Annotated in this window: 21 protein-coding genes; 12 read left to right on the forward strand and 9 right to left on the reverse strand. The window is 48.2% G+C overall.

Annotated elements, in window-relative coordinates:
• The first annotated feature begins 125 nt into the window (after positions 1–125).
• From ACX9GU_RS13825 to ACX9GU_RS13840, 4 genes are all read left to right on the forward strand, one after another.
• Positions 126–1,142, forward strand: a complete 1,017-nt coding sequence (locus ACX9GU_RS13825; RefSeq protein WP_473191902.1) for a sodium:calcium antiporter — start codon at positions 126–128, stop codon at positions 1,140–1,142.
• A gap of 143 nt (positions 1,143–1,285) precedes the next feature.
• The gene (locus ACX9GU_RS13830) at positions 1,286–3,841 is read left to right on the forward strand and encodes a heavy metal translocating P-type ATPase (RefSeq protein ID WP_473191903.1); all 2,556 of its coding nucleotides are present in this window, start codon (positions 1,286–1,288) and stop codon (positions 3,839–3,841) included.
• Positions 3,842–4,142: 301 nt separating this feature from the next.
• Entirely contained in the window at positions 4,143–4,652 is a 510-nt protein-coding gene (gene cueR, locus ACX9GU_RS13835) for a Cu(I)-responsive transcriptional regulator (RefSeq protein ID WP_473195179.1), read from the forward strand.
• Between the two features lie 56 nt (positions 4,653–4,708).
• Positions 4,709–4,930 carry a heavy-metal-associated domain-containing protein gene (locus ACX9GU_RS13840; RefSeq protein WP_473191904.1) on the forward strand — a complete coding sequence of 74 codons (222 nt, stop codon included), beginning with the start codon at positions 4,709–4,711 and terminating at the stop codon, positions 4,928–4,930.
• Positions 4,931–4,962: 32 nt separating this feature from the next.
• Here ACX9GU_RS13840 and ACX9GU_RS13845 read toward each other — a convergent pair whose 3' ends face one another.
• From ACX9GU_RS13845 to ACX9GU_RS13855, 3 genes are all read right to left on the reverse strand, one after another.
• The gene (locus ACX9GU_RS13845) at positions 4,963–5,499 is read right to left on the reverse strand and encodes a dihydrofolate reductase family protein (RefSeq protein WP_473191905.1); all 537 of its coding nucleotides are present in this window, start codon (positions 5,497–5,499) and stop codon (positions 4,963–4,965) included.
• Positions 5,500–5,660: 161 nt separating this feature from the next.
• Positions 5,661–6,839, reverse strand: a complete 1,179-nt coding sequence (locus ACX9GU_RS13850) for a hypothetical protein (RefSeq protein WP_473191906.1) — start codon at positions 6,837–6,839, stop codon at positions 5,661–5,663.
• A gap of 152 nt (positions 6,840–6,991) precedes the next feature.
• Positions 6,992–7,900 carry a LysR substrate-binding domain-containing protein gene (locus ACX9GU_RS13855; protein ID WP_473191907.1) on the reverse strand — a complete coding sequence of 303 codons (909 nt, stop codon included), beginning with the start codon at positions 7,898–7,900 and terminating at the stop codon, positions 6,992–6,994.
• Between the two features lie 599 nt (positions 7,901–8,499).
• On the opposite strand from ACX9GU_RS13855, the gene ACX9GU_RS13860 reads away from it, so the two are divergent.
• Together ACX9GU_RS13860 and ACX9GU_RS13865 are read left to right on the forward strand one after the other, a co-directional pair.
• Positions 8,500–11,109, forward strand: coding sequence for an autotransporter outer membrane beta-barrel domain-containing protein (locus tag ACX9GU_RS13860; RefSeq protein ID WP_473191908.1), 2,610 nt, complete (start codon positions 8,500–8,502; stop codon positions 11,107–11,109).
• Positions 11,110–11,547: 438 nt separating this feature from the next.
• Complete coding sequence (locus tag ACX9GU_RS13865) at positions 11,548–12,438, forward strand: hypothetical protein (RefSeq protein WP_473195180.1); 891 nt, start codon at positions 11,548–11,550, stop codon at positions 12,436–12,438.
• Positions 12,439–12,509: 71 nt separating this feature from the next.
• Here the strand turns inward: ACX9GU_RS13865 and ACX9GU_RS13870 are convergent, their stop codons facing one another.
• Both ACX9GU_RS13870 and ACX9GU_RS13875 read right to left on the reverse strand, forming a co-directional pair.
• Complete coding sequence (locus ACX9GU_RS13870; protein ID WP_473191909.1) at positions 12,510–12,767, reverse strand: hypothetical protein; 258 nt, start codon at positions 12,765–12,767, stop codon at positions 12,510–12,512.
• A complete protein-coding gene (locus ACX9GU_RS13875) occupies positions 12,739–13,020 on the reverse strand; it encodes a DUF4240 domain-containing protein (RefSeq protein WP_473191910.1) in 282 nt (93 codons plus the stop codon). The genes ACX9GU_RS13870 and ACX9GU_RS13875 overlap by 29 nt, the downstream gene beginning before the upstream one ends.
• Positions 13,021–13,464: 444 nt before the next feature.
• Between ACX9GU_RS13875 and ACX9GU_RS13880 the strand changes: the two genes are divergently transcribed.
• Complete coding sequence (locus ACX9GU_RS13880) at positions 13,465–14,076, forward strand: DUF6630 family protein (RefSeq protein WP_473191911.1); 612 nt, start codon at positions 13,465–13,467, stop codon at positions 14,074–14,076.
• A 97-nt stretch (positions 14,077–14,173) separates the two neighbouring features.
• The gene (locus ACX9GU_RS13885; protein ID WP_473191912.1) at positions 14,174–15,001 is read left to right on the forward strand and encodes an HAD family hydrolase; all 828 of its coding nucleotides are present in this window, start codon (positions 14,174–14,176) and stop codon (positions 14,999–15,001) included.
• A 93-nt stretch (positions 15,002–15,094) separates the two neighbouring features.
• On the opposite strand, the gene ACX9GU_RS13890 is transcribed toward ACX9GU_RS13885, so the two are convergent.
• Entirely contained in the window at positions 15,095–15,649 is a 555-nt protein-coding gene (locus ACX9GU_RS13890) for a GNAT family N-acetyltransferase (protein WP_473191913.1), read from the reverse strand.
• A 59-nt stretch (positions 15,650–15,708) separates the two neighbouring features.
• Positions 15,709–16,113 carry an NUDIX hydrolase gene (locus ACX9GU_RS13895; RefSeq protein ID WP_473191914.1) on the reverse strand — a complete coding sequence of 135 codons (405 nt, stop codon included), beginning with the start codon at positions 16,111–16,113 and terminating at the stop codon, positions 15,709–15,711.
• Positions 16,114–16,261: 148 nt separating this feature from the next.
• On the opposite strand from ACX9GU_RS13895, the gene ACX9GU_RS13900 reads away from it, so the two are divergent.
• The 4 genes from ACX9GU_RS13900 (at position 16,262) to ACX9GU_RS13915 (ending at position 20,288) form a co-directional block, all read left to right on the forward strand.
• The gene (locus ACX9GU_RS13900; protein WP_473191915.1) at positions 16,262–16,645 is read left to right on the forward strand and encodes a VOC family protein; all 384 of its coding nucleotides are present in this window, start codon (positions 16,262–16,264) and stop codon (positions 16,643–16,645) included.
• 319 nt (positions 16,646–16,964) lie between these two features.
• Positions 16,965–18,014, forward strand: coding sequence for an ABC-three component system protein (locus tag ACX9GU_RS13905; protein WP_473191916.1), 1,050 nt, complete (start codon positions 16,965–16,967; stop codon positions 18,012–18,014).
• On the forward strand, positions 18,007–18,483 hold the full coding sequence (locus tag ACX9GU_RS13910; RefSeq protein WP_473191917.1) for an ABC-three component system middle component 2: 477 nt from the start codon (positions 18,007–18,009) through the stop codon (positions 18,481–18,483). Before ACX9GU_RS13905 ends, ACX9GU_RS13910 begins: the two co-directional genes overlap by 8 nt.
• Positions 18,480–20,288: an AAA family ATPase gene (locus tag ACX9GU_RS13915; RefSeq protein WP_473191918.1), complete on the forward strand. Its 1,809-nt coding sequence runs from the start codon at positions 18,480–18,482 to the stop codon at positions 20,286–20,288. Before ACX9GU_RS13910 ends, ACX9GU_RS13915 begins: the two co-directional genes overlap by 4 nt.
• Before the next feature lie 274 nt (positions 20,289–20,562).
• Here the strand turns inward: ACX9GU_RS13915 and ACX9GU_RS13920 are convergent, their stop codons facing one another.
• Both ACX9GU_RS13920 and ACX9GU_RS13925 read right to left on the reverse strand, forming a co-directional pair.
• Positions 20,563–21,261: an RluA family pseudouridine synthase gene (locus ACX9GU_RS13920; protein ID WP_473191919.1), complete on the reverse strand. Its 699-nt coding sequence runs from the start codon at positions 21,259–21,261 to the stop codon at positions 20,563–20,565.
• Positions 21,262–21,442: 181 nt separating this feature from the next.
• Complete coding sequence (locus ACX9GU_RS13925) at positions 21,443–22,339, reverse strand: PhzF family phenazine biosynthesis protein (protein WP_473191920.1); 897 nt, start codon at positions 22,337–22,339, stop codon at positions 21,443–21,445.
• Positions 22,340–22,570 lie beyond the last annotated feature (231 nt).

The raw sequence follows: 22,570 nt of genomic DNA on the forward strand, positions 1-22,570 counted from the left end.
GGAATATTACACCATGGTTTGCAACGTCCAGTCGGTATTTCCATAATGACCCTTTTTTCTGCTTTAATTTCACATAGCCTCGGCCAAAAAACTGCCCAAAAGCCTTACGAATTGAGGGCTAAAGGATGACGCTGTCATTTTTCCAGCTCGCGATATCCTTAATCATCATATTGATTGCCTCTGAAATTTTCACCAATGCCCTGGAACACCTTGGCGAAAGGTTGAAGATCTCTGAAGGGGTAACCGGTTCGCTTTTTGCCGCTATTGGCACCGCCTTACCGGAAACCATGGTACCCATTTTGGCTCTGGTTGCCGGCACGTCGGCGGCTAATGTTAACGAAGAGATTGGCGTGGGGGCGATATTGGGCGCGCCGCTGATGCTGTCTACGCTGTCGATCTTTTTGATGGCGCTGGCCGTGGTAAGACGGCGGGGCATTAACGGGTCTATCACCCCAGAGCCCACCGGGTTTATACGGGATACGCATTACTTCCTGCTGGCTTTTGTGTTAGCCGCAATCGCCTTGTTCATTCCTGTGGAGATGAAGATCGCCAGAATGGGCGTCAGCGTTTTGTTAGTCTTGCTTTATGTCACCTATATTGTAAAAACCTTACACGCGTCGAAAAAATTAGTGGCTGAAGGCAATGGAACCGCGGCAGATAACGTCATGTTCTTATCCCGAGTGGGGTTGCCCACCACGCTATTTACCATCATCCTGCAAACCATAATGGGTTTGGGCGTATTGGTGGCGGGGGCTTTAGGTTTTATAGACGGTGTGGCCGCAGTATCGGAAAAGCTTGGCATCTCGGTGTTGCTGCTGTCATTGATTATCATTCCTATCGCTACCGAATTGCCAGAGAAGGTGAACAGCATTCTATGGATACGCAAAGGGAAGGATACTCTGGCATTAGGCAATATTACCGGCGCAATGGTTTTCCAAGGCACCATATTACCCGCCATCGGGATATTATTGACGCCATGGCAACCCCGGCATGAAGTGTTGATTGGGGTGTTTATTACGCTTTCATCGGCATATTGGCTATGGATCAATGCCAGAAACAAAAAGCTGAAAGTGTGGATGTTATTTATTAATGGGGCTTTCTATTTCGCTTATATTATCGCCTCAATCTCATTTAGCGGCTAAATAATTACCGTCCCTGCAATCCGATGTAGGTCAAAGCGATAACCCTACTCACTCCCCCACAGAACTGATTGCTAACAGGCCTTGACCTTCCCCTGGTGGGAAGGTTTAAGCTTTTGTTACCGATACTTCCCAGGAGTAGAACCATGGCTTCCGCTTCCGTCCCATCAGGTTCCAATCAAGCGGCTCGTCTGAGCCTGCCGGTCGAAGGAATGACCTGTGCATCGTGCGTTGGCCGTGTCGAACGCGCACTAAAAGCCGTTCCCGGCGTGCAAACGGCCACGGTCAATCTTGCCACCGAGCGGGCAGATGTCACCTTTAGCGGCGTGGCCGATCCACAAGCGGCCGTTAGTGCCATCGAGAGCGCCGGCTACGCCGTCCGTGAAGAGACTACCGAGCTGGCGATCGAAGAGATGACCTGCGCATCCTGCGTCGGCCGGGTTGAAAAAGCGCTAACACAACTTCCAGGCGTCCTCTCAGCCAGCGTCAACCTGGCGACCGAGCGTGCGCGGGTACGGCACCTCGCCGGGGTTGTCTCCACCGCTGATCTTGAAGCGGCGGTTGTGCAGGCGGGTTACAAGGCCCGTCGGTTGTCTGCCGAAACGGCGAATGTAAACGATCAGGATACCGAACGCCGCGAGAATGAAGCGCGCGGCTTACGCCGCTCTTTGCTGATTGCGGGCATTCTCACTTTGCCGGTCTTTATCCTTGAGATGGGCTCACACCTTATTCCCCCGATGCACCATTGGGTGCAGGGCGTTTTGGGTGAACAGGCGAGCTGGTATATACAGTTTGTACTCGCCACCCTGGTGCTGTTCGGCCCGGGCCTGCGCTTTTTCCGCAAAGGTATCCCGGCGTTGTTGCGCGGGGCTCCCGATATGAACTCACTGGTGTCGGTAGGTACGGCAGCGGCCTACGGCTATTCGGTGGTGGCGACTTTCATTCCCGAGGTGCTGCCGCAGGGAACCGCTAACGTCTACTTCGAAGCCGCCGCGGTCATCGTGACCTTGATCCTGCTTGGGCGCACGTTGGAGGCTCGTGCCAAGGGGCGAACGTCGCAGGCCATCAAACGGCTGGTCGGGCTTCAGGCCAAGACGGCGCGCGTTGAACGTAACGGCGATACCGTTGAGATCCCGCTCGATCAGGTGACCACCGGTGACGTGGTGTTCGTGCGTCCAGGGGAGAAGATCCCAGTCGATGGCGAGGTCGTTGAGGGGGCATCTTATGTGGATGAGAGCATGATCACCGGCGAACCGTTGCCCGTATCGAAGGGCGTAGGCGCTGCCGTTGTGGGTGGCACCATCAACAAGACCGGTGCTTTCAGCTTCCGCGTCACCAAGGTCGGGGCCAATACGGTGCTGGCGCAAATCATCCGTCTGGTTGAGGAAGCGCAGGGCTCCAAGCTGCCGATCCAGGCGCTGGTCGATAAGGTGACCATGTGGTTCGTACCGGCAGTGATGGCCGCCGCCGTGCTGACCTTCCTGGTTTGGCTGATCTTTGGCCCGGAACCGGCGCTGACCTTTGCGTTGGTGAATGCGGTTGCGGTGCTGATTATCGCTTGCCCATGTGCCATGGGGCTGGCCACGCCGACGTCAATTATGGTCGGTACCGGGCGTGCTGCTGAACTTGGCGTGTTGTTCCGTAAAGGGGAAGCCTTGCAGGCGCTGCGTGACGTGAGCGTTATCGCCCTCGACAAGACCGGCACCTTGACCAAAGGACGCCCAGAACTCACCGATCTGGTTCCCGCCAAGGGTTTTGAGTACAGCGAAGTGCTGGCTCTGGTTGCGGCGGTCGAAACCCGCTCTGAGCACCCGATCGCCGAAGCGATTGTGCTGGCCGCCAAACAGCAAGGCATCACGCTGGCCCCCGTTGAAGGCTTCGACTCCGTGCCGGGCTTTGGCGTAACGGCCAAGGTAGATGGCAGGGTGGTTTCAGTTGGTGCAGATCGGTTCATGACGCAGCTTGGTCTTGATGTAGCGAGCTTCAAATCTGCCGCCCAGCGCCTGGGTGAACAGGGTAAGAGCCCGCTCTATGCCGCTATCGATGGTCGCTTGGCGGCGGTGATTGCGGTTGCCGATCCGATCAAGGAAACCACGCCAGAGGCTATTAAGGCGCTGCACGCGTTGGGCCTCAAAGTGGCGATGATTACCGGAGATAATGCGGCAACGGCGGCGGCGATCGCCAAACAGCTGGGTATTGATGAAGTTGCGGCAGAGGTGTTGCCCGACGGCAAGGTTGCAGCGCTGAAAAAGTTCCGGGTCAATGGAGCGCGAGTGGCCTTTGTGGGGGACGGCATCAACGACGCGCCGGCGTTGGCGGAAGCGGACGTTGGGCTGGCTATCGGTACCGGTACGGATGTGGCTATCGAGGCGGCCGATGTGGTGCTGATGTCTGGCGACCTGCGCGGAGTGCCGAACGCTATCGCGCTTAGCCAGGCGACGATCCGCAACATCAAACAGAACCTGTTCTGGGCTTTTGCCTACAACGCGGTGCTGATCCCGGTGGCGGCGGGCGCGCTTTATCCGTTGAACGGTACTTTGCTTTCGCCGATCTTCGCGGCGGCGGCGATGGCGCTCTCCAGCGTCTTTGTACTCGGCAACGCGCTGCGGCTTAAGCGCTTCCAGGCTCCGATGACGGTTGAGGCTTCTAGCGGGACGGCGGAAAGCGGGGCGGAGATTATCCCCGTTATTGCAAGTAAATGACCGATGTCGGGCCATGGTGATACCCCTCACCCTAACCCTCTCCCACAGGGAGAGGGGACCGTTCGAGCTCGCTATCAATGACAGAAGATCACTTGGCCTACACGTGAAGATATTCCCATATCTGTTCCCTGTTCTTGGGAGCAGGATAGTGAGCCAGAAATGGATCACCATACCTGACCGCAGCTCCGTATCAGCTCCCTCTCCTTGGGGAGAGGGTTGGGGTGAGGGAGACCAGCGAGCTTCACCAGTAACAATGACGCTAATCCACAGTTTCAGTGCTATCCCTCTGAAGGAGACAATGATGAATATCGGTCAAGCAGCCAAGTCCTCCGGCGTTTCAGCCAAGATGATCCGCTACTACGAACCGATCGGTTTGATCCCCAAGGCCATACGCTCGGATGCGGGCTACCGCCATTACAGTTCTTCGGACGTACATAGCCTGCGCTTTATCCGCCGTTCACGCGACCTTGGGTTTTCTGTTGAGCAGATCTCTGCGCTGCTGGTGCTGTGGAACGACCGGGACCGCGCCAGCGCCGACGTCAAAGAAATGGCGCTTACACATGTCGCCCGGCTAAAAGCCAAGATTGCCGAACTGCAGGCGATGGCGCAAACCCTCGAGTTCCTGGCCGATCACTGCCACGGTAATGACCGCCCAGACTGCCCGATCCTGGCTGATTTAGCCGAGCCAACCACAGCGACGACAGTGGCAAATAAGGCACAAAAGTTCGGTGTTGCGTCAGGTGTACTGAAACGCGGGGAAAAGGGATTTGCTGTTGTAACGAAAGAGAAAATTTTGCAGAAAAACCTTTGACCTTGCCACGCTGGCAAACCTCATAGTGATCTGACACCAACCCGATGGAGATCAATATGCATCATTTCACTGTTCCCAATATGACCTGCGGTGGCTGCGCTAAATCCGTCACCAAAGCGCTACTGAGCGTTGACCCACAGGCCCGTATCGAAACCAATCCTGCGGCAGGTGAGGTAAAGATCGACAGCACTTTGGCAGCAAGCGAGTTACTTGCGGTACTTGGCAAAGCGGGTTACCCGCCCCGACATATCTGTGTTGCCCTTAGAGAAGCCGCGTGATGCGGCTTCTATTTCACGGCGACTAATCGGCACTACTTTCTTATAGTTAACACGCTTTCTAACGCACCGCTTTGTAAAAACCGGCTCGTCACTGGCGTCACAACCACACTACGGTTGACGGGTAGGATCTTGATCCCTTCACCCAGAAATACAGGAATGGTTGTGATATGTAATTGGTCCAATTCACCAGCATCGGCGAAAAATGCAGCGGACTTACCCCCTCCAACGACCCAAACATCCTTACCTTTTGCCGCCAGTTTTGCATGCCTGGCAATATCATTAGCATTGCCACAAACTTTACTTATGCCTGTGCCTTGCGGTATTACCAGATCCTGACTTGTCAAAATGAACGCCGGAACCTCTTTATAAGGCCAGTCACCATGGGCATTTTCCATTATCCAGCTGTAGGTTTTGCCTCCCATAATCACCGCGCCAATACTCTGGTAGAAGTCATCATAGGGTGTAGCATCATCGCCTAAAATAAAATTAGTCAGCCAGTCAAGCCCATGATCCTGGGTGGCAATGTAGCCATCCATAGATGCTGCAACATAATAAATTAACTTCGACATTCTATATCCTTAATTTGCTAAGCGGGCGCAGCTTGCAGCGCCCCTACTTTTTGAGCCTGTTGGGAGTTGTCAGCAGTCTTGCTACTTGCGCTTCTTCGGCGAATTTCACCACTTTTTCATCCTTGTCCGCCAGCATCAGAGCCAAGATTTCATCAGGCGAATTAGGATGCAGGCAAGGCTGGATTCTGGGCAACCTCTTGCCTCAACGCCTCAAACGGGCACTGGCTGAATAAATTGAGGATCGCTACCGGGGTCAAAGGGTTGAGTGCCAGCGAACGGTTAAACTGAAACAGGCTGCTGGCAGTGTCGTACAAATTGGTTTCAGAAGCCGGAAATTCAGAACAGCCAAAGGTGCGGAACGGCGGCGTTTTATCACGCACTTGAGGACACCTGACCGCGAGTTGTTCCACCCAACGAGAAAAGATTGGCCAATCTATGATGTTATCTTCCTCCAGTGCTGCCATACCGGCAAAGCACTGCTCGGTAAACACGTAGGGATGCTGCGCTAGCTTTTGCCATACGAGCCGGGCGTCTGTGCTCGGATTTGGATTAAGGAAAAACTGCCGGTTATGAGCCAGCCTGCTCAGGACAAACAGATCCATCGATTGGCTAAGCTGGGTCAATATATGGCTGGAAATGGCGCGTTCCGCCAGCTCACCTCTAACCCAGACATTGGCGTCGTCCAGCAGCTCCATCATCAACGCTTCATCTTCATGATAGCGAGAAACCAGCCGGCACCTAACTAAATGAGAAGGATCTTTGGTCAGTGACTGCAACAGGGCTTGAGAGGGATTAACCAGCCGGAAAATCATACTTTCACGCACGGTTTCATCCGGATGATGGATAGCAATATTTGCCCAGCACGCTGGCCATGCCGGGTTGGCAGCCAACTTATCAAGAATGGGGCCAACGGGGTCTAGAAAATATTCTGAGTAAACTTTGTCCGCAGCACGTTCATGGTCTGATCTTGAGGCCATTGGTCGGCTGGCAAGCCCCTCAACCAGTGTTGGATAATGTGAACCCAACGCCTCCCACGCCAATGCTTCGCTGGCATACTGCCACGGCTGCCAACGCCAGACCAATTCTGGCCAGATCATGCAGGGGACAATAAATGGCTGCTTGCTTTGCTGGGCCACCTGAGTTTTCACATCCAGAGACAATGCGGGCAGCACATCGAGCAAAACCTGAGTGGCGGTATCTTGCGCATTAGCGACGGCTTTTAAAAAACGATCCGGGAACGCCGCCCAACCGTGTTCAATCAGCAGGGCCGCAAAATCTGGCGCATTGAGGAGTTTACTGACGGTGTTACTGCGGGCTTGGTTTAAGTCTGAGATGTCCATGGAGCGCTGCTTTTGATTATTCCTTCGATGGGGAAATACTATCCGATCGGGGATGTGGTGAATAGACGGGGGACTGGCATTCCCCCTAACTCCCAAGAGCTGCAGGGAGGCGAAATTCAGCACTTTTTAAAGGGTAAAATTTCATTTGAGTACTAGGGCAGTTCCGAATAGGCAGCACAAATGTCTTTAACGAGCTGCTTCGCTAAAGGGGACAATGTCTGATGTTGTCGATAAATCAGACTATAGCTACCGCTCGGCATTTTTTCTTCAACGGGGATGATTTGAACCCTGTCCCTTAGGTAAGGGATCATCGTCATGGTCTTCGGCCCAATAGACAAATAGTCCTCGTTTAGAATCAGCTGTTCCGCAATGGTGGTCGAATCTCCCCAAATGACCGAACAACTCGCCTCCCTCCCATAAGGGAAGATCAGCTGTTCCATCTCGCTAAAGTAACCTGCAGTTGCCACAGGAAGGTGCCAGCTTGCCCCCCGCAGCTCTCTTAGCGAAGTGCTGTTACCTAACGGATGCCCCTTACGGGCAAAAACACAGAATTGGGCTGTACCCAGATGTTCCTCTACAAACTCGTGCAGCAAGATATCCTGCGTTATGACACCAATAAAAAAATCCAGACGTCCCAGACGTAAAGAGGCCAATAGCTCGGAAAGCTGCCCTTCAAACACGGTGATACGGGCAGTGTTGTTGCGCTGCTGGAAGTTTTTTATCACCTTGGGGACGACACCGAACGCCAGTAGGTGAGAACAGCCAAAAGCTACCGTCCCTTGAGATGCCGTTTTGATTTGCTCTAACTCGTCAAGTGCCCGCTCGAGTTCGTTAAGCACCAGATTCATTCTGGGTTCAAACGTTCTGCCCATCTCCGTTAACACAGCACCGCGTACCCCCCTCAGCAACAGTGAAACACCTAATATCTTTTCTAATTCCTGAATACTTCGTGTCATTGCGGGTTGTGTCTGATGCATGGCTAATGAGGCGGCCCTGATACCACCATATTGGATTATTGCCCGCAGGTTTTTAAGCTGATGGATCTTCGGCAACTCACGCATGTTCGACCTTCTCTTATTAATTTAGAAATACAAACACTTACAACTCAATGGTGAGAATGAAAGGTGGAATAAAAACAATTAACAATCCTCTTGATTGTAGCAGTAGATGTTTGATAACTGTCAAATAATTTTTTAAAAACAGTCTGATCACCCTATGCACGTGATGATTATTTATGATGCAAATTCAAATTACTCACCAGTTTACCTGATGAGTAACGGTGACAGTGATTTGGATAATACCAACGCCATAACATGAACTGTTAACAACAAATGACGGCAATGTTCAACCAAGTGAATTATTACATGCAGTGCATTGGCACCCAATAGGTGGAAAAATTATTTTTTCGCCCAACACAAATCGGTGGTTTTTTATGTTGTTGTTTTTAAATATATTTTGACGGGTGATGAGTTTTTGGTATCACAAACCATAAAAAAGTAGCACGCGAAAAATCTCAGTTTCATTATAATCCAACCCGTCAAACAATGACCCTATGTATTATTTATATATAACCACCACCAGGCACCTTATCATTATTATGGCTTCTGAGCTCAAATTTACAGCATGAGTGGAAGCAAAGTCTTTTTTTAGAGAAAACATCATGTCTAGTAAAAAAATGCTCCTTCCATTTATTATTCCGCTGTCATTAAATGCTCTGGCCTTTGATAATATTAGCGAAGGAGAAACAGTTACTCTGTCAGGTAATCAGGATTCACCCGAGAATGCGTTGAATTTACTCATTAACGGCACATTAAATATTGGTGTCAGCGACGGGGCTGGCGGTGTGTTGAATAATTTCAGCGGATTCATTGGACAGGCTGCTGGCTCAGATGGCCGCGTGGTAGTGACAGGCAATGACTCGCAGTGGAATAACAGCAGCTTCCTCTACGTCGGGCATACTGGTAACGGTAGCCTGCTTATTCGCGAAGGTGGGCTGGTCACGAATATATCAACAGGGATTATAGGGCTTAACTCGTCAGCATCCGGCACTGCTGAAGTCACCGGCTCTGGCTCTACCTGGAACGCTTTAAATGGCCTGGTGGTCGGTTCAAGTGGCACAGGCACTTTAATCGTTGCTAATGGAGGCACGGTCAATACAACGAATATGACTCTGGGGCTGAATGCAGGGGCCAATGGCATTTTTAATGTGGGTGGAGATGCTTCGGCTGCTCCTGGTGCGCTGGTAGGGCAAAGTATTGCCGTAGGTCAGGGAACTGGCAGCATTATTCTTAACCATAACGCTTCAGATTATGTGCTCGACAGCACGCTTAACGGGGGAGCGGATAACGCTGCGGGCTCCGGCACCGGTCTGGTCGGTAATTTCCTTATCGACTCTTTAAACGGCAGAACGATTTTCAACAGCGACCACGGCGACTTCACCGGCACTTTGCAGGCGAGGGATAACGGCATTCTGAACGTTAACGGCAATATGTCTGGTGCCGACGTCATGCTGCTTGAGGGCGGCATGCTTGAGGGAACAGGGCGCGTGGGCAACACCACCAACGGCGGTACGATTGCGCCGGGTAACTCCATCGGCACGCTGACGGTTGACGGTAATTACCATGGCAACGGAGGAACGCTGCTGATGGAAAGCGTGTTGGGTGATGACAATTCCCCCACCGACCGCTTAGTGATCACCGGCAGCGCAACAGGCGATACCCAAGTCAAAGTGGTTAATCTTAACGGGGAAGGTGCGTTGACCCAAAACGGCATCCCGCTGATTTACGCAGCGCAGCTCTCCGACGGTAACGCGTTTACGCTGAGTGGTGATTACATGACGCGCGAAGGCGAGCAGGCAGTGATCAGCGGCGCTTACGCCTATGCATTGCGTTCCATAAAGTTTGGCGAAGGGCGTTGGTGGTATCTAACCTCCGATCTGACCAATCCTCAAACGCCGGAAACGACGCCACCGGTCGTGCCGACCCCGGAAACGCCTGAACCAGGTACACCAACACCGAGTGTCCCAGTCATTCCGCAAACGCCGGAAGTGACACCGCCAATCGTGCCGACGCCGGAAACACCTGAACCAGGTACACCAACGCCGGGTGTCCCAGTCATTCCGCAAACTCCGGAAACGAAGCCACCGGTCGTACCGACCCCGGAAACGCCTGAACCAGGCACGCCAACGCCGAGTGTCCCAGTCATTCCGCAAACGCCGGAAGTGACACCGCCAGTCGTGCCGACGCCGGAAACACCTGAACCAGGTACACCAACACCGGGTGTCCCAGTCATTCCGCAAACGCCAGATGAAAACGCGCCAAAGCGTTATCATCCCGGCGCGGCACTTTACGAGCAATATCCGCAGATCCTTGCCGAACTGAACCGCCTGCCAACATTACACGAGCGAATCAGCGATATCGGCGCTGACACCAGAACCGGTGCTTGGGGACGCATGGAAGGTAATTACAGCAAAAACCAGCCGGTGGCCTCGACAACTAGTGCACAGCGCAAAATGAATACCTGGACGTTACAGACCGGCGTTGACGGCGCGCTACTGGAAAACAATAGCGGTCTGCTGACCGGCGGTATTAATTTCCGTTACGGTAAAGCGAATGCCAATATCAATGCGTACTCCGGCAACGGTGACATTAATACCACGGGCTACGGTCCAGGGCTGACGTTAACCTGGTATGGCGACAATGGTTTTTATATCGACAGCCAGGCACACGCCATGTACTTCGACAGCAGTCTGCATTCCGATACGCTCAGTGAATCCCTGGCCTCCGGCAACAAAGGGAAGGGCTATGCAGGCTCGCTGGAAACCGGCTGGCGTCTGGATGCTGGTAACGGATATTCACTGACGCCGCAAGCGCAGATCGTCTGGTCACGGGTTAACTTTGACAGTTTTGAAGATAAATTCGGGACAAAAGTGTCGCTCAATGAGGGTGAAAGTTTGCTGGCACGCGCCGGTATCCGTGGTGATAAACGCAGCGAATCGCAAACGCAGGACGGCACGAAAACACGCACGAATCTGCACGTGAACGTGGACGTTTACCAGGAATTGGCGAAAGGTACGGCGGTAAACGTGGCCGATGTTCAGTTCAGTTCACGGGACGCTCGTACGCAAATTGCTCTCAGCACCGGCGGAACGTTGGACTGGTCTGATGGACGCTATGAGGTTTATGGCAACGTTGGTGTTCAGGCCAGCCCACATAAACCTCAGGACAATTACGGGGTTGGCGGAAATATCGGGGTGCGGGTTCGCTGGTAATTTTTACTTGCACCTTACCGCCGAGAGTTTAACTCTTCTTTAAGCGCCCTGTTAGCATAAGGGCGCCCATCCGCCTTATGAGAGCAGTGACGGAATGACGCAGCAGTACAATGATGATGAAAATCAATGCACGCGTCTGGAGCGGAAATTTCGTTTTGATAGCCAGCATACCGGTGAAGATTAACGCTAGCTGATCGTGGTGGATGATACCTGTCCCTCTGGCGAGCTAGAGAGCAGCCAAACCATTAACTAATGGCGTTTCAGGTCGTTTTCAGTGATAGGCTATCGGTATGCAAACTTATCATCGGTGCTCTGTGCCAAGAACTAGGCATCACACAGCAAACCGAACCATCAAAAAGGGATAACCTTGTGACCATACGCATTAGGCTCGCTGTCGCAATAACATTGCTTACTGTGACACTGCCCGTATTAGCTAAAATGCCAGAAAACTTTGTCTATACCAGCTCCGGCGATCTCGAAGCGGCGTCAGCCATTATGGAGCGTAGCGACATTGGCGGTGCGCAGATCGTTTACAATTGGCGCTCACTCGAACCCGAGAAGGACAAATACAACTTTTCGCAGATTGAGCAGGATCTGGCTCGTCTTAAAGGGGCAAAGAAAAAACTCTTCTTTCAGATCCAGGATCGGTTTTTCGAACAGAATGCCCGATACGTTCCTGATTATCTGATGAATGATGCCAGGTACGGCGGTGGGATATCGCCACAGTTTGATAATCCTGGCGAAGGAAAACCGATTGGCTCGGGTTGGGTGGCACAGCAGTGGGATCCCGCTGTACGCCAACGTTATCAGGCTCTATTGGCAGCGCTTGCGGAGCGTTTCGATGGCAGAGTCTATGGTGTGAACTTACCCGAAACAGCCATTGATCTTGACGAGAAAAAGCCACCCAAGGGATTTACCTGCGATAATTATTTCGCAGGCGAAATGGAAAATCTCACCTTTGCGCGCAAGGTATTCACCAAGTCACATGTGGTGCAATATGTAAATTTCTGGCCGTGCGAATGGAACAACGACCACAATTACATGGGGCGACTGTTTGAGTTCGCAAGTGCCAACAATATTGGACTTGGCGGTCCAGATATTGTTCCCAACCGTAAGGCGCAAATGAAGAACTCATATCCGTTCTTCAACCAATACAAAAATAAGCTGGCACTCGTTGCCATGGCTGTGCAGGAGCCGACCTTGACCTACAGGAACCCCAATACGGGTAAGCCATTTAGCAAGGATGAGTTTGTACAATTCGCAGAAGACTATCTCGGTGCAGATATCATTTTCTGGAGCACGACTTCTCCTTGGTTGGCGAAGAAATAAACCCTCATCGGAATCACAGCGTAGGGGCGCTGCATGCTGCGCCCGTCAGAATAATCAATAGGTTATTAAGATTACCAGTACATTGCAAACAAGCGTGGGCAAAGTTTTGCCAGTGTATCCTCATCATCTTCCCAGGCAGCACCGGATGGTTCACTCGGAAACTTAATGGTTTTATAAGAGGTTTGTTCAAATAACGCTTCTTCGTATTCAGGATGGAGCTCTTCAATGATTCGGCCTACCAGGTACGAGTAACCTTCATGTTGTCCTTCCTCTTCGCCATCCACAATATCGGCCAGTGAGTCAGGATGTATCAGTGCGGCTTTGGCCACGCGAGATCAACCAGTCTCTGAAATCCATAAACCCATCATCAGAGCATCCGCCACCCATGATGTAGGCCGCAGCCCATAAATCCCATCTGTAGGCTTGATTATGCAGTTCCGTAAAGCGCTTTTTAAATGCAATGAGCTCTTCTGGCGAAAGCTGACGCAGTGCGCTATCCAGCGCCTGCATATTCTCTGCTAGATCTTCAATCATTGCTGTTCTGGCCTGATCAATGAGTTGCCAGAAGACTTCATCATTCATTCGTTATCTTCCTTATAACGTGCCCCGCAAGTTGCGGTGGTTTGGGACGAGTGGGGGATGATATCTAGCGCAACCACCAAAATCCACGGCAGTTGGGATACCTCAGGCTGTTTTAAGATTTCCCCGGCTAGCGGGCGGCTGGGAAGGGACTCGTTTTCGGGCCAAGCATCATGTACGAATCGAGCGATTGTAAAACCTTCGTAAACTATAAATTTGTGATAGCTCATTGTTTTCAATCTTGATGCTTGATTTTCCATGCGTTAATGGCAATCTTGAAATATTAGTAACATTGCTGGATTGGAAGCCGCATGCAGGGTGCTGGGATCTGAGGGCGGTAGCGTGCGCGATGAGAGGTATGCGCCACGGTTATGGCGAATGCGTAACCTTTTTGACCAATAATAGAGCAAAAAACTCGATTTTTGTAACACCAATGGAGAAGGCATTATGGACGAAGATATAGAGTATAACGTCGTATGGGATGAGGAAGAAGCTGAGTTCCTTAATGAACTGGCACTGGTCATACTTAAAGACAAGTATTCTTTGTGGCCTGACTTATTAGCCAAGATCAGCGAGGATCCTGCTGGTTTTGAAAATGAGGAGGTTGATACATATGGCATTTTTGAAATCATCGAAGATGAGGGCGGCGAGCTAAGAAATGGCAACCTGATGGAAATTTTCCTCCGTGTTCTCTCAGGGGAAGACCTCACAGCATATGTTGATTGGAAGTGTGAAGACGAAGAAGGGCAACTAGCACGGTTTGCAGCTAAGCGAGTTAGATCGTTAACAAAGAATGAGGATTTAGCGGCAGCATTGGAAGCTCAGCTTTTACACTCGACAAAATATGACGAAATAGAGAAAGCCTGTGAAGAGGGAGACCGTTATCTTGATGAGATCTTTGAGAGAGTTCAGCAGGCGCTAAATGAGCAGGGTTTTGAGATCGCCAATCTTAATACTGGGACAGATTCATATAATGTGTTTGTTGCCACGATAGAAGATTACGAGCGGATTGCTAATATCGATAACTCATTACTGACGGTGCAAAATTTCCTTAGCTAAGAATTAATACCACAACATGTTAACTTATAGTTTTAACTAATTTCCACCAATAAGTTTAGATATTAATTCTGCATAGAAATTCATTTAAGGACAGTAAATGAAGTGTGCTTTAGTTTATGATTTTGATGGAACCTTAGCTGAAGGTGATTGTGCACAACATGGGCTTATGCCCGCACTAAATATTAACATGGCCGACTTCTGGGACGAAGTTAAACAACGCGCCAAGAGTGATGATGGTGATGAGATTCTCTCTTATCTAGGGTTGCTGGCCGAAAAAGCAAACGCACTCAATTCTGATGAATTGAGTGAAAGCAACTTAATCAAGCATGGAGGGGCCATACCTTTATTCTCTGGAGTGGATCTGTGGTTCGATAGAATCAATAAGTATGCAAAACAACATGGATTGGAACTTAATCATTATATAATCTCCAGCGGATTGGATGCAATGATTAGAGGAACAGTTATTGGAGATAAATTTCGTAAAATTTACGCTTGCAAATATCATTACTCTCCCGACGGCAAAAAAGCGATATGGGCAGCGCAAGCAATAAATTACACGACAAAAACTCAGTTTTTGTTCAGGATAAACAAGGGAATAGATAACTCGTGGGATAATGCTGCTGTAAATAAGTTTATAGAACCAGAATTACGCGAGATTCCTTTTCAGAACATGATATTTTTCGGCGACGGTGATACGGATATTCCATCTATGAAAATGGTCAGATACCAAGGTGGTTTCTCCTTAGCAGTATTCGATCAGAAAAAGTGGAAGAGTGCCGCTACACAAGAAAAGGTAGAAAAATTGATAGCTGAAGAGAGAGCCAATTATGTGGTGCCAGCCATATATGATGAGGGTAGTCAACTAGATGTGACAGTTAAAGGATTACTGCAGTTATTTAAAAGGAAGGCAAGGCCTATATCATAATAGCTTCGAAAGGCTCTATATTTATTAGAAACATCAAGTTGACTGACACAACTTGATGTTCCGCGTTGTAGAGAGTTAGGGTATTTCTACAATTTATTTCCTCAACCATTCCTGATTCAGTAACGCATAAATCAGTTCATCGCCCCATTGACCATCAAAGCGATCGTTCTGTCGTAAATGTGCTTCTTTGCGCATACCCAAGCGTTCTACCACACCGATAGAGCCGCGATTGGCTGCATCAAGTCGGGCAAAAATGCGGTGGAAACCCACTTCGGTGAAGCCGCGTTCCAGCACCGAACGTACCGCTTCTGCCGCAAAGCCTTTACCCGCATAAACCGGGTTAAAGATATAACCGATTTCTCCTTGCAGCGCAGCGCTGCTGGCCAGCTTCAGTAACACTTCACCAATGAGCTCGCCGCTATCTTTCAATGTGACGGCACAATAAAAAGTGTCACCATCTTCACTAAAACGAGAGGCTATTGCCTTTGCCAACCGCTTTTCCATTTGCGCCTGCTCTGGCGGTGGAGCATACAAGTAGCGGTAGACTTCAGGCAGGCGATGGTAAGCCGCATAGGCGTGGAGATCGTCAGGGGTAAAACGGCGTAGCCGCAGGCGCTCAGTGGAGAATGGCAGGGTAATCGAATGCAAGAAATTATCCTTTTCTAATGTGTTGTTATGGTGAAGGGGGCGATACTACCAATGACCCGTTAACGTTCCAGCATAGAAAGAATATGATTTTTGGTTAGCGGGGCCAGTTGCACCTGCTGGTTGCTAGAAGGTTCAAACCATATCACTTCTTCGATTTCTGCAGCGGGCAGAAAGTGGGTCTCTTCTGTGCTGACTCTGAACATATCAGCAATCAGCATGTGCCCAGGCTCGTTTGCTGCGAGATCCGTAAAGCGACCTAGTGGGATCATCTCATCAGGATTGAAGGAGGCATTCAGTTCCTCTTCCAGTTCACGCGCAAGTGCCACCTCTGGCCGCTCGCCGGATTCAATTTTTCCACCCGGTTGCATAAACCACTCCGTGTTGCGTTTTCTGACCAGAAGGATCCGGCCAGCCCGATCGGTTATGACGGCCGCAGCTATATGAATTTGCTTACTCTCTGACATTCTGAATCCTGTTGTTTGGTAGAAAAGTACCCCGCGTGAAGGCATCAAATGTACCAGAGTGGGGAGGGTGATTCCTAGCCTAGTCAGGCAAAGCAGATCCTCTAACCTGTGCTACGCTCTGGTCTACAAAATCTTGAAGTGGAACTACATGATGACTAAACCTGCTGCCAGCTTTCAGTCCAGTTCGTTTGTGATTGCAGTTCGCGATCTCAAAACAAGCTCTGCTTATTTTAGCGATGTCCTGGGATTTGACTTGGCATGGCCGGAGGGGATGGGCTGGCAACTAGCCATCAGGGGATGCGTGCGTATCATGTTAGGTCATTCGCCGGATGCTATGTCACCTGCGGAAACCGGCGATCACAACTATTTTGCTTATCTGTATGTCGATGATGCCCAGAAACTTTATGAAGAGTTTGTAAGCAAAGGGGCGATCATACTGGCTCCCCCTGTTGATAAACCGCATGGCATGCGTGAATTTACCGTAGTGACTCCCGAGGGGCACAGAATGATGGTTGGCCAGGATCTCGATTAGCCTGTGTTTACCCGCTGTGATCCTAGGAAGAAGCAGGGCGTTTTATACTTAATCTGACACTTTTTCCATTGGTTCGTATAAGATCTGACCGTCCGCTCAGTGCCAGAAGCGGACATTGCTAACACTGTTCTTCACTAACAATAGTTGTCTAGGTATCTTTTTCTAAAGGTATGGAATGTTGGATTAGTTGACCAAATGTAGAAAATAACCTAATAATATCAAAAGTTAGCGGATATGAGTGTTGTTTTTTGAGGTCATTATCCCTGTGTGGGATAAAGAACATACAAAACAGAGCATTAGCAGTTGAAGAAGGATAATTATGAGCATTACTTATCATAGAGGGCCAGCGCTTCCAACTCCAGAGCAAAGATTGTTACTGATGAATGAGGATGATTGGGAGAATTTTATCCTTCAATCGGTTTACCAACTTGCTAAAGAAGGGGAGTATGTACAGGTACATCGTATTGGTGGTGCTGGAGATAAGGGCCGTGATGTTTGTGGTAACACACAAGAAAAAACTGAATGCTGTTCTTGGGATCTTTATCAGGCCAAACATTACGAAGATACATTATCACCAAGCGCTTTTGCTCCTGATTTGGCAAAATTTTTGTTTTATGTTTTTTCAAATCAATATTCACAGCCAAGGAATTATTTTATTTGTGCACTAAGAATAGGCCCTAAGCTCTACGATTTAGTTACTAATCCTAGTTCATTAAATACTGAAACATTGAAGGCTTGGATATTAAAAGAGTGGAAGAATAAAAAAGGAGACTTTAAAACATTTAAAAAAGACTTAAGTCCTGAGTTAGAATCTTTCATAGAGAACTTCCCCTTTGAAATTATAAAAATAAAAACCCCAAGTGAACTGATTGATATACATTCTAGAACCGATAAGCATTGGGAGATGTTTGGTATCTTAGGTCCGAGAGGAGATAACCCGAAAGTGCCTATTGAGCCTGGCACTCAAGAGCAAAACTATATAAAAAAATTATGTAAAGCATACGGGAGTGTGCAACAAATAAAAATATTTTCGATCGAACAAATACCAAAAAATTATAGCAAGCATTTTGCGCACCAAAGAATTATTTTTTATTCCGCTGAAGGTCTAAATAGATTTAGCCGAGATAAGATCCCAGGGGCTTTTGATGAGCTTTTAGATCAAGTAAATACAGGAATAGGTTCGGTGGAATCGCTGCCTTATGTTCATGGTGTTGATAAAATAACAGAGGTTCAAAAGGTAGCCAATGCTCTTCAGGTAACTTCTAATCCTCTTCATATGCGGTTACAAGCCGGAGATCTTCAGGGCACGTGTCATCACCTAGCTAACAATGGAAAGTTAAATTGGGTCGAGGAAGATGAGAATGAATAATATTTTTAATTCGCCATTTGAAATGGGTGTTCGAATGGTGTACCTACTGCTTTCACTCTACCCAAGAAAGGTTGATTTACAAAAATTAGTTTATCTTGAATATGCGGCTGTATACTCTGAGGATTTAGGTGGCCCAACAAGCTTGCATACTCCTGTCCCAATGCGAGGCGGTGAGCATATATCAAAAAGGGATGTAATTGAGCGTGGGCTTCATTTAATGTCAGCAAGGTCTTTTATTGATGTTACTTATGACCCTACCGGAATTTATTATTCTGCCGGTGAAAATGGGCCTGCACTAGTGGGATTAATTGGTGGCACTTATGCATCACAGTTGCTCATATCGTGTGAATGGGTGGCGAGAAATTTTGGAGATTTTGGCATTAATGAACTCTTATCTCTATTCGATAAGAAGAGTTTAACTTGGGGGGCTGAATTCTCCTCTTTAGAAGTTGAAAGGAAACTACTATGACAATTAAAATATTCAAACTCACAGTTTCTGGAGCAAATAAAGAAAAAGGCATTATTTTATTCAATGGCGAATCTCATTTAATATATGGGCCAACTGACACAGGGAAGTCGTATATTGTAGAGTGTTTTCGTTATTGTCTAGGAGGGAGAGATAAGCCAAAAGATATTGGTTTTTCTGAAGGTTATACAATTATTTCATTGCAAATCAAAGTAAATGATAAACAAGACTTCACTATATTCAGAGGTTTAGATAGTAATGAACAAAGTGTATATCATGGATTTGTTGATACCCTGCCGAATTCAGAAAATGGTAAATTGAAAGAGGATTTTACGTCATTATTAGTTAAATGGAGTAATGCTGCTGGCAAGTTAATTTTAACTAAGCGTGGTGTTAAGGGTAACTTTACTGCCGGAGATATACGTTTTCTCTCAATTTTTGATGAGATAAGGACATTGGACAATGTTGCTTTCATTGGTTCAGACTCAAACGTAACGACTAGAAATTCGGCAAGTATGGCATTGGTTCTATCCGGCAATGATGATTCAGAAATGATTTTACCATTATCAATGGATGAAATAAATAAAGCAAAAGGTCACGCGACTGCTATCGAAGAACAGATTAACACTCTCAAAAATGAAATACCTGAGAATTTGATTAAAAGCGAATTAGAAGACTCGTTAAAAAAAATTGACTCTGAGATTAAGAGAGTCAATGGAGTTGTCAATGATTTAGGTGTTGAGTTAATTGAGATTAGAACACAGGAGCTTTTTCTAGAGAAAGAAAAAAATAGAATAGATAATGAAATAATTGCATTTAGTGAATCATTATCCCGCTTTCATATTTTAGATAAAAAATATTCGAATGACATATCCAGATTAGAGGTGTTAAAGAAAGCAGCCGAGATTGTACCCGAGTTTGAAATGAAACCTTGTCCATTATGCTCAACGCCATTAGAAAGGCAAGTTAATCACGCTAACAATAATGTCGATTTTTCAATTTTTTGTTTGGCATCTGAGTCTGAAATAAATAAAATCATGAGCCTTAAATCAGGTCTTCTAGATGCTGTTCGAGGAATTCAGGATGAATTGAATGTTTTAGTTAATGAAAAATCCATCTTAATAGAAATGGTTAAAGATATTCTAGAGAAGAAAAAAAACCTAATGAAACCAGTAGAACCTATTGACAATTTCGGGTTTGACCTTTTGTCTGAAAGAAAAACTGAACTCAGTTCGTTTATTAAAACTCTGGAAAAAATAGATAGTTTGGATGTGCGCCTTGCTGAAGTGACGAAGAAAACAAAAAAAACCAAGCATAAAATAGTCCGGGATTTATCAGCAAGTAGTACTTCTCTGTGTCAGGATATATTTAGTTTATTGTCTGAATGGCAGGTGCCAGGAGTGGACACTATTTCTTTCGATGATAAACTCTCCGATATTGTCATAAATCATCGCCAACGTGTATCGTTCGGCAAGGGAAAGAGAGGTATATTCTTAACTGCCTTCATGATATGTCTTATGGAGCGAGCAATTAAAAATGGTTATCCTCATTCGGGATTTCTGGTTATTGACTCACCTGTTGTTACATATAAAGATCCAAAGCATTCATCTAGCGATAATGACGAAGAACTTCTGGATGAAAGCGTCAAAGAAAGTTTCTATTCGTGGCTGGGAAATAAAAGAACATTAGGTCAGATTATCATATTGGAAAATGAAGAGCCATCCCCCTTACAAAAGAGAAAATTAAAATACACTGAATTCGTTGGGGTCGCTGGTTCGAATGGTAGAAAAGGTTTCTTCCCTATGTAAGTGGCTATTATTGATGACTCAATTTTAAACAAATTGAGTCATCATTTACTAGCGTTTACAATGCGTTGAATAACCATAGTTTAGTCGGAACTTTGGCATCACTCTAAATTTTTTTAGGGAATCAATGAACCGTTAGTGCAACGTCCGCTGTTCGCTCTTAACCGACACGATTCCGCCCAGTGGACAGGACAATGCCAGCATCGGACTTTGCAAGCACTACGTCGAGTTAATCAACGGGGTGCAGGTCACGACACTCTGACAGATACCTTCACTTTCAGAACGGGCAGGCATTACTGGCTTTGATTAACTCTTCACCAATAGGATGAACAAAATGCAGCTCGCTGGCATGCAGCATCAGCCGCGGTGTCCGTTCGGTGCCAGGTATCAGGAGACCGCCATACAGATCACAGCCCAAAATAGGGTGTCCCAACTGCTGGCAGTGAATACGCAATTGATGGGTGCGCCCGGTCTCCGGGGTTAGCTCTACACGCGTCAAAGGCAGTAACGTCCCGTCTTCCAACTCGTGATACAAGCGCTCAACAACACGATAGCGGGAGCGAGCAGGCTTGCCGTGGATTGAGCAAATCGACATCAGTGGGAACAGCGCCGGGTCTTTGGCAATCGCAGCGTCTATCACCCCGTTGTTGTCGTTCAGGTGTCCGCAGAGCAGTGCGCTGTAAACTTTGGTCACGGTGCGCTGGCTGAATTGCTGGCAGAGGGCGGCGTTGATAGTCTTATTGCGTGCAACCACCATCAGCCCGGAAGTACCGAAATCAAGGCGGTGAATCAGGGTGCAGCCGGGGAATATTTTTACCAGCCGATAATGTACCGAATCGAGATTTTGCGGATTCTTCCCCGAGAGACTGAGCAGCCCGGCGGGCTTATTGATAAGCACCAGGTGATCGTCCTGATAGAGGATCTCTATCTCGTCATGGCACGGTGGGGCAATAAAAGTATCGAAAATCGTAGACATCAGGCTGCCGGATAGAGAGTGGATGTGGATAATAACGAATTTTCAGCAGGCTGGCGAATCTGGCCGTTAGCCTAATGGAACAACGGTAATTTTTGATGAAAGTGATACTTGTACGACAATCATTAAGGCCGGGAAAGGGCACCCGGTCACGATGTCGATACTCCGTGAATTATCGCCACAGCTAAATGTGCAACTGACCATTAATCAGCGTGCAGCTCTGCCCACCAATCCAAGGATCACCGTCAATAAAACGAACGCTAACCCGGCCATCGCGATGTAGTTGGGTGCCTTGTCGAACCTGATATCCCTGTGCTGTCGAGCCACCGTCGGGGAAGTTATTTGCCTTCAACAAACGGGCCAGGCACGCATTGGCACTGCCAGTCACTGGGTCCTCAACCAACTTATCCCCTTCAACCAGAAACGCTCGCATTTCATAATCTGCTGGCTCACCCGATGAATAGGCACCATAAATCACCACGCCATCAACATCATGATCGGTTTGCAGCTTCTTAATCATGGTTTGATTCGGCGTCATCGTTAGGCAGGATTGAGCGCTTGGCATACGTACCATAAGCCAGCGAATACCCATGTTGGCAATAACCGGCATCGTATCGGCTTCAATAACCGCAGGCAGAAAGGCGGCCATTAGCTGTTCTCTTTCCTCAGTAGTAAGCGTTCGAAGCGTTACCGCAGGTGCAGCAAACGCCAGCATTCCTTCAGGTGAGATATTGACCGCCACCAGACCAACCCCGCATTCTTGCATCACCACCCCCGGCTGTTTGGTCACCAGCCCAGCCTCCAGTAATGCATGGGCCGTACCCAATGTCGGATGTCCGGCAAAGGGTAACTCTTTTTCGGGGGTAAAAATGCGTACCTGATAATCGGCCAGCGGATTAGTCGGTTTGAAAACAAACGTCGTTTCCGAAAGATTGGTCCAGCGAGCTAACGAAAGCATCTGCATTTCATTTAAGCCCTCTGCCTCCAGGATCACCGCCAAGGGATTACCCTGCAACGGCGAAGTGGTAAATACATCCACCTGTTTGTAGGCGCGAGGTTTCACATCATCTTTTCTGAGCATTTGCCGTCATCCGCTAGATATAAGGCTTGATGATAGCGCTATTAAATGACTGACATCAATTGCTAATGCCTTAAAATGGCTAGCTTTTGTGATACGTTGGCGCTCAGTGGCTATCACCCAAGCCAATAGAAAAACTTTCAACAGATGCTAAATTTTACCGTTTGCCGCCGATCATCAAGTTCTACAAACTAAGCGCGTCTGATAGAACCCTTAACCCTCAATTACGGAAAA

It is taken from the genome of Serratia sp. K1WW1 (assembly GCF_055790865.1).